Origin of the sequence: Cellulomonas persica (genome assembly GCF_007989825.1) — a bacterium.
GTDB classification, from domain to species: domain Bacteria; phylum Actinomycetota; class Actinomycetes; order Actinomycetales; family Cellulomonadaceae; genus Cellulomonas; species Cellulomonas persica.
On record NZ_BJUA01000013.1, the window covers coordinates 34704 to 47745 of the forward strand.

The window sequence follows — 13042 nt, forward strand, 5'->3', positions numbered from 1 at the left end:
CCGCCGTGCGGGCGGTGCGGGGGTGCGACGTCAGCGCGCCCGCGTCACCACGGTCGGTGCGTCACCGGTCGGCGTGAGCGGGCTCGTCCGCTCGGGCGCCTGCGTCCCGGCCGCCTCCGTCACGCGCGCGAGCCGCGCGGCGACCTCCGAGGCGGACAACGTCGAGGTGCCGTCCGCGATGTCCCGCAGCGCGTGCACCCGGTGCCCGCCCTTGCGGTCCACCGTGACCGCGGTCCACTCGACCCCCGTGACGCGCGCCGGTCCGGCGGCTCTGCCCTCGGCGTCGAACCCGCCCGGACTGCTGACGTGCGCGGTGAGCATCAACCCGGAGTCGGTCTTGGGTGAGCAGCACGCGCCGTCCTGGTTGGACAGGAAGTTCCCCAGGCCGTAGGCGACCCACATGCCGGTGCCGTCGGGGCCGCCGTCGAGGCGCACCACGGGCTGCGGGACGTGCGCGTGGTGCCCGATGTAGAGGTCGAACTCGCCCGAGGCGGCGATCTCCTGGGCGACCTCGAGCTGCTCGGGCGTCGGTTCCGTCTGGTACTCGACGCAGCAGTGCACGCTCGCGACGACGAGGTCGGCGCCGGCCGCGCGCGCGGCCCGGGCCTGGGCGACCATCGCCGGGACGTCGATCAGCGAGACGGACCACGGCTTGTCCGCGTCGACGGGCATGCCGTTGGTGCCGTAGGTCGCGGCGACCTGGGCGACCGTGAGCGACTGACCCGCGCGCTCGAGCGTGTAGAGCTGCGGCTGGTCCGCCTCGGCCTGCGACCGGGCGGTACCGACGTGGCCGAGCCCGGCGGCGTCGAGCGCGTCGAGCGTCGCCGCGACGCCCGCGAAGCCCCGGTCCACCGAGTGGTTCGACGCGGTCGAGCAGCCGTCCCAGCCCTGCCCGGCCAGGCCGGGCACGATCTGCGCGGGCGCGCCGAACACGGGGTAGCCGCTCGGCTTCGAGCCCGCCGGGGCGACGGGGACCTCGAGGTGGCACAGGGTCAGGTCGCCACCCTGCACCCACGGGTCGAGGGGTGCCAGCAGCGGTGCGAAGTCGACGGTGCCACCCTCCGTGGCCGACGAGATGACGGGCAGGTGCGGGAGCACGTCACCCGTCGCGACGATGGTGAACTCGGCGTCCGGGTCGGGCGTCGGCGAGGGCGTGGGTGACGGGGTCGGGCTCGTCGTGACCTCGGCCGTGGTGGGTTGCGCCCGCCCGGGCTCGTCGGTGCCGCGGTCCCACGGCTGCAGCGCGGCTGCGGCCCCGACCGCGCACACGACGACGACCACGAGGGTGAGGACCGGGGCCGCCAGGGGACGGCGCCGGGTGGAGCGGGCATGGCGAGTCACGCGTGGACCCTAGCCGCCCGGCTGCGAACTGCGAGAACGCGCACGCCGTGCACCACCCGAGCGGCGCACACGACGACGCGCGGACGTGGGCCCGAGGTGCCCGTGCGCGGGCCCGGCACGACCTAGTCTGTGCGGGTGAGTGCCGCACCGCAGCCGTCGTGGAACCTCGCGAACGTGTTGACGGTCGCGCGGGTGGTCCTGGTCCCGGTGTTCGGCTGGGCCCTGCTCGTCGACGGCGGCGAGAGCGTCGGGTACCGCCTGCTGGCCGCCGGCGTCTTCGCGCTCGCCGCGGTGACCGACCGGATCGACGGCTGGTACGCGCGCCGCACCAACCAGGTCACCGACTTCGGCAAGCTGCTCGACCCGATCGCCGACAAGCTGCTCATCGGCACGGCCCTGGTCCTGCTCTCCGCGCTCGACGAGCTGCCCTGGTGGATCACGGTCGTGATCCTGGTCCGCGAGCTCGGCATCACGGTGATGCGGTTCTTCCTGCTGCGCTACGTCGTGCTGCCCGCCTCGCGCGGCGGCAAGCTCAAGACGGTGCTGCAGTCGTTCGCGATCGGGCTCTACGTGCTGCCGCTGTTCGCGATGCCGCACGCGGTCGAGGTGCTCGCGGGCGTCGTGATGGCGGCGGCACTCGTCGTGACGGTCGTGACCGGGCTCGACTACGTGCGGACCGCGGTCCGCATCCGCCGCACGGCGACCGTCCCGCCGGGGATCTAGCCGTGCCAGGCCCCGACGTGCCGGGCCCCGAGGTCCCGGGCCCCGACGTGCCGGACCTCGTCGTGCCGGACCCGGCCGGGGCGGGCTCGGCGGCCGAGGCGCTTCGGGCGCTGCGCGAGCGCGGCTGGACGCTCGCCGTGGCGGAGTCGCTCACGGGCGGGCTGCTCAGCGCCCGCATCGTCGACGTGCCGGGCGCCTCGCTGGTCCACCGCGGGGCCGTGGTCGCATACGCGACCGAGCTCAAGGCGACCCTGCTCGGCGTGCCCGACGGCCTGCTGGCCCGGCGCGGTCCCGTCGACCCGGACGTCGCGCTGCGGATGGCCGCCGGCGTGCGCGAGCGGCTGGGTGCCGACGTGGGGGTCGCGACGACGGGGGTCGCCGGGCCCGACGAGCAGGACGGCAAGCCGCCCGGCACCGTGCACGTCGCCGTGGTGACGCCGGACGCACAGGCGGTGCGTTCGTGGCACCTCGTGGGGGACCGGGCGATGGTGCGGGAGCGGACGGTCGAGGCCGCGTTGCGCCTGCTCCGCGAGCTGGCCGACGGGTCCGGTGACGAGCGGGCAGGCGGCCCCGACACGGCGTGACACGCGCGCGTCCCGCACACGCGGGTGAATCCTCACGTGTGGTCGTGGCGGGCTCGACCGGCCCGGGAACACGACGACGTGCTCGGACGTTGGAGCCAGCGTGATGAACACTCGACCTCCCGTCCGCCGCACGCCCGCGCGTGTGGGCGGCGCAAGGTACGGTGGAAAGGTGTCGGCGGACAGGACGTCGACACGCGAGGCGACACGCCAGCCGGCACGGGACGTGCCGACTGGTCCGACACTCCGGTCGGACGGCAGGACCGTCGGCCGGACGGACGAGACGAGAGGGGGAGCCCCGATGGTCGTTCTCCGTCGTGAGATCGGCGATGTGCTGCGGGATGCGCGCCAGCGCCAGGGCCGGACCCTTCGTGAGGTCTCGTCGGCAGCACGGGTCTCGCTCGGGTACCTGAGCGAGGTCGAGCGAGGGCAGAAGGAGGCGTCGTCGGAGCTGCTGCAGAGCATCTGCGTGGCGCTCGACGTGCCGATGTCGCTCGTGCTGCGCGAGGTGAGCGACCGCGTCGCGGTCGCCGAGGGTCTGCTCATCCCGGACACGGTCCCCGCGGACCTGGCAGCGTCGATGGGTTGCACGGGCGAGGGTGGCTGGGCGCGCACGCGCTCGGAGCTCGCGCCGATCGGCTGACGACCGCGGTCGTCAGCCCACCGCAGGGCACGCACCGCGGCCTGCCGCGCCGCAGTGCACGGGTGCGCTGCCCCGACTTTCCCGCACGATCGACTTCCCGTACGCCCCGGACAGCCGCTGTCCGGGGCGTACGGCGTCTGTGCCCGGTGCCGATTCCGTCGGACCCGTGCCCGATGCGTGCGCCCCTCGGATGCCTGGCTCTCTCGCGCGCTGCCGACCGTGCGCCCCGGGGTCACCGGGCTCGCTGGCAGGTCGGGCAGTAGAAGACCGGCCGTTGCATCGGGGGCCGGCGCGCCTGACCGACCGCGACGGGCGTGCCGCAGCGCGGGCAGGGCTGCCGCAGCCGCCCGTGCACGCGACCGGGTGGGAACCCCGTGAGCACCGAGCGCTGCATCTGCTGCCGCGCGGTCCGGTAGAGGCGCACCGGGTCGGGCACCTCGTCGGCGGGTGTCCAGGGCCACAGACGCAGCGCGAACAGCGATTCGGCGCAGTAGATCGTCCCGATGCCCGCCGCAACCCGCTGGTCGAGCAGCACCTCGGCGGCGGGCGTCTGCCCGGCCGCCCGCCACCGCTCGAGGACCTCGTCGAGGTCGAGCTCGTCGGCGAGCACGTCGGGGCCCAGATGACCCAGGAGGCGGGGCTCGTCGCGCGTCGGGAGCACGTCGAGCATGCCGAGCAGCCTGCCGTACGCGGTCCAGCGTGACGTCGCGAGCAGTGCCCGCACCTCCTCGGACCGACCCCGCGCCGCGGGTGTACCGGTACGCGCGATCCGCCACTCGCCGTCCATGCGCAGGTGCGTGTGCAGCGTGCGGCCGTCGTCGAACCGCGTGAGCAGGTGCTTGCCGTAGGGCCGGGTGCCGAGCACGGTCCGTCCGACGAGGTCCACGCCCGCGGCCGTCGGCCAGCGCAGCTCGGCGCGCTCGAGCACCTGACCCGCGAGCGCCTCGTCGAGCCGGGTCGCCGTCCGGCGCAGGATGTCTCCCTCAGGCACCGCGGACCGCCCTCACGGTGCCCGACCGCCGTCCGACGGTGCACGGACGCGGCGGCGTGCGCGTCACCGGTCCGTCCCGAGCCGCAGCCCGCGCGGCGTGGTCGCGAAGCCCGCCGCGACCAGAGCCCGTCCCGCGGGCGAGTGGACGGCGCCGTCCGCGAGCACCGCCGCGCCGTCGATCCGCGTGATGGTCAGCCGGCCGGTGCGCGCGACGACGGCGGCGAGCCCGCGTGCGGCCGCGGCGAGCGTCTCGTCGTCCTCCGCGAACGACAGCACCGTGCGGCCGCCGCGTTCGAGGTAGAGCGCAAGACCGCCGTCGACGAGCACGACGAGCGACCCCGCCTTGCGCCCAGGCCGGTGGCCCGTGCCGTCGGCCGCCGGTCGGTCGGGCCACGCGAGCGAGCCGCCGTAGGGGTTCGCGGGGTCGGTCGCGGCCAGCACGACGACGACGGGGTGGGGACCGGCGCCGTACCGGCGCGGCGCGTCGGCGGACGCTCCGGAGCCCGCCGTCGCAGCGCCCGCCGCCGCGCCTGACCTGGTCATGCCTGCCCCTGCTGTGCCTGCCCTCGCCGTGCCTGCCCTCGCCGTGCCCGAACCGGTCGCTCCCGCTCCCGGCAGCGCCCATGCGTCGGTGGACGGCGGTGCAGCGCCCGGGCGCTCGTCGCGCAGCTCGACGGCCCGGTCGCGCGCCGCCTGCACGGTCGCGGCGTCGGCGCGCAGCTGGTCGACCGCGCCGGGCAGCGCGAACTGCGAGCCGCCGAGCCGTTCGACGAAGTACCCGCGGCGCACCTGACCGCCCTGCTCGAGCGCCCCGAGCACGCGGTACACGTCGCCGAAACGCGCACCGATCCCCTCGAGCGGGGCGACGGCGCGCGTCAGCACGCCGTGGCGGTCCAGGAGCTGCGCGGCGAGCGCGTGCGCGCGCAGGGTCGGGTCGGGCTCGCGCGCCGGCAGGAGCGACCAGCGGCCCGCGGCGCTCGCCGCGCTCGCACCCGGGCGACCGAGCGCCCCGGCCGAGGCCATGCCGGGCCCGCGCAGCCCGAGGCGAGGACGCAGCGCGCGACCGCGCGGCGCCGCGGGGCGCGTGCGGTGGGCGGTGCTGCCCGAGCCCAGCCACGCGCGCAGGGGCGCGAGCGAGTCGTTGGTGACCTGTCCGGCCCACACGAGCTCCCACAGCGCGGCCGCGATCTCGCGCTCGCTCACGTGACCGGAAGCCGGCCGATGCTGCTCGTCGCCGGACGCGAGCTCCTGGCCGTGCTCCTGCTCGCGCGCACGCTCGTGCTGGGCGAGCCGTTCGGCCACGCGCGCGACGAGCGCGCCCACGAACCACGCGCCGCCGTCGGCCAGACAGTCCAGGACCGCGTCGCGGACCGGTGACGGCGTGAGCTCGTCGGGCACGGGGGCGGGCAGCGTGAGGTCCGCGACGGCCGCCGGGTGCAGCGAGACCAGGCCGTCGTGGCCCGGCAGCGCGGCGTGCCCGGCCCACACCACCTCGCCGGCGGCCGTGAGCTCGTCGAGCATCTCCGGGCGGTAGTCGACGACGCGCGACGGCAGGACGTGCGCCTCGAGCGCCGAGGCCGGGACGGCGAAGCCCGCGAGCTGCTCGACGACGCGGGCGACACCGTCCACTCCGCGCAGGCCGTCGCTCGCACGCCCCAGCACGGGCACGACCGACTGCCAGCGCGGCAGGAAGACTCCCAGCGAGCGCGGGTCGACGGGCTCGACCTGCGACCGCAGCGCCGCGAGCGAGCGCCGCCGCAGCGTGCGCAGCACGTTGGCGTCGCAGAACTCGTCGCCCGTCCCGCCGAGCTCGGTGGGTCGCAGCCGACCGCGCACGAGCACGCCCGCGCTCTCCAGGCGGGCGAGCGCATGGTGCGCGATCGCGACACCCCAGCCGTAGCGCGCGGCGAGCGCGGTCGCGGTGAACGGGCCGTGCGTGCGGGCGTACCGGCGCGCGAGGTCCCCGACGGGGTCGGGCAGGACCTCGGTGAACGCCTCGGGCACGCCGACGGGCAGCGCCACGCCGAGCGCGTCCCGCAGCCGCCCCGCGTCCTCGATCGCGGCCCACTGCGTCGCGCGGTGCGGCGGCACGCCCGCGAGGCGCACCTCGATCAGCCGACGCGCGTCGGCGAGCTCGGCGAGCCACGTCGCCACGTGGTCGTGCGCGGCGGGCGCGGTGCGGGTCATCAGCTCGGCGACCGTCAGCGGGCCGTGCCGGCGCACGGTGTCGGCGAGCTGCTCGATCGTCGTCGCCTGCCGGTCCGGCGCGCGGCCGGACAGCTCGGCCTCCGTCTCGAGCACCGCCTCGGGGTCGAGCAGGTCCGCGAGCTGGGACTCGCCGCCCTGGCCGAGCAGCTCGGCCAGGAGTGTCGGGTCGAGCGTGAGCGCCGCGGCCCGGCGCTCGGCGAGCGGCGCGTCCCCGTCGTACAGGAACTGCGCGGTGTAGCCCATGAGCAGGGACTGCGCGAACGGCGAGGGCGCGGGTGTCGTCACCTCGAGCACCCGCACGCGCCCGGTCGAGATCCCGCGCATGAGCTCGGCGAGCGCAGCGGTGTCGAAGTCGTCCTGCAGGCACTCGCGCGTCGCCTCGAGCAGGATGGGGAAGTCGGGGTACTGCGCGGCGACCGACAGGAGCTGCGCGGCGCGCTGGCGCTGCTGCCACAGCGGGCTGCGGCGGTCCGGCCGACGGCGGGGGAGCAGCAGGGCGCGTCCGGCGGCCTCGCGGAAGCGCGCGCCGAACAGCGCCGACGAGCCGAGCTCGGAGCGGACCTGCGTCACGACGTCGTCGGCGTCGACGAGCAGGTCGGCCAGGTCGAGACCCGGGCCGCCGGAGGTCGGCGGCGGCCCGCTGCGGCTGTCGAGCCCGTCGACCGGCCACAGCTCGTCGAGCTCGGCGTCGAGCATGTCGGGCAGCCGCAGGACGATCCCGTCGTCGGAGTGCATCGCCGCGGCGTCCACGCCGTACCGCTCGCGCAGCCGCGCGCCCAGCACCACGGCCCACGGCGCGTGCACGCGCGCGCCGTACGGCGAGTGGATGACGATCCGCCAGTCGCCGAGCTCGTCGCGGAACCGCTCGACGACCACCGCGGTGTCGCTCGGCACCTCACCCGTGGCTGTCTGCTGCTCGCGCAGGTAGGCGAGCAGGTTGTCGGCCGCCCAGGCGTCGAGGCCCGCCGCGGTCGCGGCGAGCCGCGCGTCCTCGTCGTCGAGCGCGACGAGCTCGCGCACCCACGCACCCATCGCCTGACCCAGCGCCGCGGGCCGGCCCGGCGCGTCGCCCTTCCAGAACGGCAGCCGCCCGGGCAGCCCGGGCGCGGGGGAGACCAGCACCCGGTCCGTCGTGATCTGCTCGATGCGCCACGTGCTCGAGCCGAGCGTGAACGTGTCGCCGGCACGCGACTCGTAGACCATCTCCTCGTCGAGCTCGCCGACGCGCTTGCCGCCGCGTGTGCGCCCGCCCGAGACCTCGGGGTCGACGGGCACGCCGTCCGCCGAGCCCGTGGCCAGGAACACGCCGTACATGCCGCGGTCGGGGATCGTGCCGCCGCTCGTGACCGCGAGCCGCAGCGCGCCCGGCCGGCCCGTGAGCACGTCCCGCACGCGGTCCCACACGAGGCGTGGACGCAGCTCGGCGAACTCCTCGCTCGGGTACCGGCCCGCGAGCATGTCGAGCACCGCGCGCAGGGTCGCGTCGCCGAGCTGGCTGAACGGCGCCGCGCGGCGCACGACGCGTGCCAGCTCGTCGACCGGCCAGTCGTCGACCGCGACCATCGCGACGACCTGCTGCGCGAGGACGTCGAGCGGGTTGCTCGGGATCGCGAGCGGCTCGAGCTCGCCGCTGCGCATGCGCTGGGCCGTGACCGCCGCGGCCACGAGCTCGCCCCGGTACGTCGGGAAGACCACGCCGCGCGAGACGGCACCGACCTGGTGGCCCGCGCGGCCGATCCGCTGCAGGCCGCTCGCGACCGACGGCGGTGCGCCGACCTGCACGACGAGGTCGACCGCGCCCATGTCGATCCCGAGCTCGAGCGAGCTCGTGGCGACGACCGCGGGCAGCGCGCCGGCCTTGAGCTCGGACTCGGTGCGGGTGCGCTCGGCCCGGCTCATGGACCCGTGATGCGCCCGCGCGAGGATGCCGCTCGCGTCGCGCGTGTCGATCCCGACGCCCGTGCCGGACTGCCCGGGCACGGAAGCCGCGTGCAGCTCGCCGGGGTCCGCGACGTCCAGCCCCTGGCGCTGGGCCCACACCTCGTTCATGCGCGACGTGAGGCGCTCCGCGCCGCGCCGCGAGTTGGTGAACACGAGCGTCGAGCGGTGCTCGGCCACGAGGTCGACGACGCGCTCCTCGACGTGCGGCCAGACCGACGCGCGGCGCTGGGGGCTGTGGGCCGCTCCCGACAGGTCCGGGCCCTCGTCGTCGGGCGTGCCGCCCCCGGGCGTGGGGGCGCTCGCGAGGTCCGTCAGGTCCGGGACCGGCACGACGACGTCCACCGCGATCTGCTTGGTGGACGGCGGCTGCACGACGACCACCTCGCGGCCGCCCTCGTGCGGCGGGCGCGCGCCGGCCAGGAAGCCCGCGACCGGCTCGACGGGCTGGACGGTGGCGGACAGCCCGATCCGCTGCGCAGGTGCGTGCCCGCCCGCCTCCAGGAGGGCGTCGAGCCGTTCGAGGGACAGCGCGAGGTGCGCGCCGCGCTTGGTGCCGGCGACGGCGTGGATCTCGTCGACGATCACTGTCCGGACTCCCGCGAGTCCCGCCCGGGCGCCCGAGGTCAGGACGAGGTAGAGCGACTCGGGCGTCGTGATGAGCACGTCCGGGGGTCGCGTCGCGAACGCGCGTCGCTCCGACGGGGGCGTGTCGCCCGTGCGGATGCCGACCGCGACGTCCGGGAGCGTGGTCCCCAGGCGCGTGGCCGCCTGGCGGATCCCGACGAGCGGCGAGCGCAGGTTGCGCTCGACGTCGGTCGCGAGCGCCTTGAGCGGGGAGACGTACAGCACGCGGCAGCGCAGCGCGGGGTCCTGCGGCGGCGGTCCGGTCAGGAGGCCGTCCAGGGCCCACAGGAAGGCGGCGAGCGTCTTGCCCGAGCCCGTGGGCGCCACGACGAGCGCGTGCCGCCCGCCCGAGACGGCGTCCCACGCGCCGAGCTGGGCCGCGGTCGGCTCGGCGAACGCGCCCGAGAACCACGACCGGGTCGGCTCGGAGAACCGGGTGAGCACCACGGCGCCATCGTCGCAGGCCCCGCCCACATCCGCGGCCTCGTCGAGGCAGCCGGCCCCGACGAGCCGGTCGGCGCGCGACGGACGCCTGGTCGACCTGCCGGTCGTGTGCTGCGCGCCGTCCGTGGTCCGTGACAGGCTGACGCCGTGAGGTACAGCGAGTTCTGGGAGCTGGTCGAGGAGGTCCTCGGCAGCGCGCACGGGCGTGAGCTCGTCGCGACGCTCGTCGTGGGCGCGCTCGACAACCGGACGGCCGCGGCGGCGCTCGAGGACGGGCAGGACCCCCGCACCGTGTGGCACGCGCTGTGCGACGAGCTCGACATCCCCGAGTCGCGCAGGTGGGGGGCCGACCAGCGCCGGCCCGCCCCGCCGCGCCGCTGAGCGGACGGTGAGCGTCCGGTGAGCGAGCGCGCGGAGGTCTCCGCCGCTCGTCGTCCGGGCCGGCTCGCGTGGTGGCCCACGCTCGCGGACCTCGGGGACGCGCTCGCGGGCCTCGTCTCGACCGCCGCCGGGCTCGCGATCGCCGTGGCCGTGGTCGACGGCGTCGAGGCGGCCCGTGCGTCGGCCGTCCTGCTCGTCGCGCTCGTCGTGTTCGTCGGCGACCTCGTGCTGCGCGGCCCGCTGCGTGCGCTCGCGCGCGTCCTCGGCGCGATGGGTGCCCTCCTGCTGGGCCTGGTCGCGCAGGTCGCGCTCGCGTGGGGCGCGCTGCTGCTCGTGCCGGGCATCCGCGTCACCTCGGGCTGGGCGGTGCTCGGGGTGCTCGCGATCGCGGCGGTCGTCATGGCCGCCGGGCGCTGGCTGATCGGCGCGAACGACTCCGACTACGTCATCTCGGACGTCCTGCGCCGCGCGCGACGCAAGGCCCGACGGCAGCCCGCACGCGCGGTCGACGGGCGTCCCGTCGGACTGCTCGTCGTGCAGCTCGACGGCGTGGCCGAGCCCGTGCTGCACGAGGCGATCGAGGCGGGGCTCGCGCCGACCATGGCGCGCTGGCTCGAGGCCGGCACCCACCTGCTCGAGACCTGGTGGGCACGCGTCCCGTCGACGACGCCCGCGAGCCAGGCCGGGCTGCTGCACGGCGACTCGGGGGAGATCCCCGCGTTCCGCTGGTGGGACCGCGACCTGGGGCGGCTCGTCGTGACGAACCACCCGGCCGACGCGGCGCTCGTCGAGGCGCGCATGACGAACGGCAAGGGTCTGCTCGCGGGCGGCGGCACCGCGGTCTCGACGATGTTCACGGGCGACGCGGAGCGCGCGTACGTCGTCATGAGCCGGACGCGCAACCGCGGTCCGGACGGGTCGGGCGCAGGACTCGGGCCGGGCGCGGAGTTCGTGCGGTTCTTCGCGAGCCCGTTCGTCCTCGCGCGTGCCGTCTCGCTCACGGCGGGCGAGATCGTCAAGGAGCTCTACCAGGCGCGCCGGCAGAGCGTGCGCGACGTGCGGCCACGGATCTCGCGCGGCGGGTGGTACGTGCTGCTGCGCGGCGTGACGAACGTGCTCATGCGCGACCTGTCGACGTCGCTCGTCGCCGAGGCGCTGGTGCGCGGGGACCCGGCCGTGTTCGTCGACCTCGTGGACTACGACGAGATCGCGCACCACGCCGGGCCGACGAGGCCCGAGTCGCTGCGTGCGCTCGAGGGACTCGACCGGGTGCTGCGGACGCTCGAGCAGGCGATGCTGGTCGCGCCGCGCGACTACCGCGTCGTCGTGCTGTCCGACCACGGGCAGGCGCTCGGCGAGACGTTCGAGCAGCTCGAGGGGCGCTCGCTGATCGACGTCGTGCGCGAGCTCATGGCGCGTCCCGAGGCGAGCGGGCTCGAGAGCGGCACGGGCGAGGACTGGGGCCCGTTGAACGCGCTCGTCACGAGCGTCGTGGGGTCCGGCGGGAGCCGCGCGATGGGGCCGGACGCGGGGCGTGGATCCGGCCGGGCACGCGCGGCCGGAGCACCCGAGCCGCCCGAGGTGGTCGTCGTCGGGTCGGGCAACCTGGGCCTCGTGTGGTTCCCGCGGGTGGACCACCGCCTGGTGCTCGAGGAGCTGCAGGAGCGCTGGCCCGCGCTCGTCGCGGGGCTGGCGGCCCGGCCGGGCGTCGGCGTGGTCGTGGTCGACACGCACGAGCGCGGGCTCGTCGCGTTCGGCGCGCGCGGGCTCGCGCTGCTCGAGCCCCGGGACGGCGAGACCGCGGTCGAGGGCGAGGACCCGCTCGCGCCGTACGGGCCGCGTGCGCGCGCCGACCTCGCGCGCGCGGCGCGGCTGCCGCACACGGGCGACGTGCTGCTGGTCTCACGCGTCACCGCGCGCGGGCACGTGCACGCGTTCGAGGGCCAGGTGGGGTCGCACGGCGGGATCGGCGGGCACCAGAACAGCGCGCTGCTGCTGCACCCGGCGGACTGGTCCGTCGACGACGACCTGCGTGAGCCCGTCGGCGACGACGAGCTGCTCGTCGGGGCGGAGGCCGTGCACGCCCAGCTCGTGCGCTGGGCCGAGCGCAACGGGCTGCGCGGGGCGTGACGTGACCGGACGCGAGACGAGCGTGGTGCCGTCGCACGCCCCGCCGTCGGACGCCCCGCGGGACGTCACCGTGCGCTGGCTCGGGCACGCGAGCGTGGTGCTGGACCTGCCCGCGGACCCCGGGACGGGCGGCCGCGTGCGGCTGCTGACAGACCCGTTGCTGCGTCGGCACGCAGGGCTGCTGCGCCGGCGCGGGCGCGCGCCGCTGCGCGAGGACTGGGGCGAGCCGGACGCCGTGCTCGTCTCGCACCTGCACCACGACCACGCCGAGCTCGGCTCGCTCGAGCTCGTCGCCGGCACCCCCGTGGTCACGGCGCCCACCAACGCGCACTGGCTGCGCCACCACGGCGTGCGCGCGGTCGGGGTCCCGGAGGGGACGTGGTGGCAGGTGCCGGGCACGTCGGTGGCCGTGCTGCCGGTGACCGCGGTGCACGGGCACCGCCCGATGCCGCACCGGCCGAACGCGGCCGTGGGGTTCCTCGTGGTCGCGCCGAGCGCGCGCGTGTGGTTCGCGGGGGACACCGAGCCGTTCCCGCAGATGGCGGACCTCGCGCGGGTCGCGGGCGGGCCGATCGACCTCGCGCTCGTGCCCGTGGGCGGGTGGGGCCCGCGGCTGTCCGGCGGGCACATGGACCCCGTGCAGGCCGCGCGCGCGGTCGAGGTCGTCGGGGCGACGACGGCCGTGCCCGTGCACTGGGGGACGCTGCACGCGCCCGTGTCACGGCGGCTGCCGCCGGGCTGGATGGACGCCGCGGGTCCCGCGTTCGCGGCGGCTGTCGCGCGCGGTCCGTCGCCGTGCGCCGTCCACGTGCTCGAGCCGGGGGAGCAGGTGCGGCTCCCGCACGTGTGAGCGGTCGTGGCGGGGTCCGTCTGCGTCCGTCCGGCTGCGCGGCGAGCTCCTGCCGACGGGTTCCCGGCGTGTCGCGCGCGATCGAACGTCTGTTCGGTAGTGTGGGTCGCGGTGACGACGAACGTGTCGCCCACCCGTCCCCAGACCGGACCCGTGCAGGGTCCGTCCCCAGTCCGGGCAGGTGG

At 76.5% G+C, this 13042-nt stretch carries 9 protein-coding genes; 6 read left to right on the plus strand and 3 right to left on the minus strand.

The genetic code is table 11. The features are described 5' to 3' along the window. Positions 1-30: 30 nt before the first annotated feature. Positions 31-1341, minus strand: coding sequence for a CapA family protein (locus tag CPE01_RS12815; RefSeq protein WP_146807214.1), 1311 nt, complete (start codon positions 1339-1341; stop codon positions 31-33). A gap of 135 nt (positions 1342-1476) precedes the next feature. On the opposite strand from CPE01_RS12815, the gene pgsA reads away from it, so the two are divergent. From pgsA to CPE01_RS12830, 3 genes are all read left to right on the plus strand, one after another. Further along, on the plus strand, positions 1477-2064 hold the full coding sequence (pgsA, locus tag CPE01_RS12820; protein WP_146807215.1) for a CDP-diacylglycerol--glycerol-3-phosphate 3-phosphatidyltransferase: 588 nt from the start codon (positions 1477-1479) through the stop codon (positions 2062-2064). Positions 2065-2126: 62 nt separating this feature from the next. Continuing rightward, positions 2127-2648: a CinA family protein gene (locus tag CPE01_RS12825; protein ID WP_146807265.1), complete on the plus strand. Its 522-nt coding sequence runs from the start codon at positions 2127-2129 to the stop codon at positions 2646-2648. A 298-nt stretch (positions 2649-2946) separates the two neighbouring features. Further along, positions 2947-3288 (plus strand): helix-turn-helix domain-containing protein, encoded by a 342-nt coding sequence (locus tag CPE01_RS12830; RefSeq protein WP_146807216.1) that lies wholly within the window; start codon positions 2947-2949, stop codon positions 3286-3288. Positions 3289-3520: 232 nt separating this feature from the next. On the opposite strand, the gene CPE01_RS12835 is transcribed toward CPE01_RS12830, so the two are convergent. Further along, entirely contained in the window at positions 3521-4279 is a 759-nt protein-coding gene (locus CPE01_RS12835; protein ID WP_146807217.1) for a DNA-formamidopyrimidine glycosylase family protein, read from the minus strand. A gap of 63 nt (positions 4280-4342) precedes the next feature. Continuing rightward, positions 4343-9499, minus strand: a complete 5157-nt coding sequence (locus CPE01_RS12840; protein WP_146807218.1) for an Lhr family ATP-dependent helicase — start codon at positions 9497-9499, stop codon at positions 4343-4345. A gap of 144 nt (positions 9500-9643) precedes the next feature. Between CPE01_RS12840 and CPE01_RS12845 the strand changes: the two genes are divergently transcribed. Genes CPE01_RS12845 through CPE01_RS12855 form a run of 3 tightly spaced genes read left to right on the plus strand, consistent with a single transcriptional unit; the run spans position 9644 to position 12857 of the window. Continuing rightward, positions 9644-9877, plus strand: a complete 234-nt coding sequence (locus tag CPE01_RS12845) for a DUF3046 domain-containing protein (protein WP_146807219.1) — start codon at positions 9644-9646, stop codon at positions 9875-9877. A gap of 18 nt (positions 9878-9895) precedes the next feature. Next, positions 9896-12007 (plus strand): alkaline phosphatase family protein, encoded by a 2112-nt coding sequence (locus CPE01_RS12850; RefSeq protein ID WP_146807220.1) that lies wholly within the window; start codon positions 9896-9898, stop codon positions 12005-12007. A 1-nt stretch (position 12008) separates the two neighbouring features. Continuing rightward, positions 12009-12857 carry an MBL fold metallo-hydrolase gene (locus CPE01_RS12855; protein ID WP_246783934.1) on the plus strand — a complete coding sequence of 283 codons (849 nt, stop codon included), beginning with the start codon at positions 12009-12011 and terminating at the stop codon, positions 12855-12857. The last annotated feature ends 185 nt before the right edge of the window (positions 12858-13042 follow it).

What these genes read in the sequence shown, in the direction of transcription:
- CPE01_RS12830 (WP_146807216.1), top strand. Translation starts at nt 2,947, where the DNA reads ATGGTCGTTCTCCGTCGTGAGATCGGCGATGTGCTGCGGGATGCGCGC.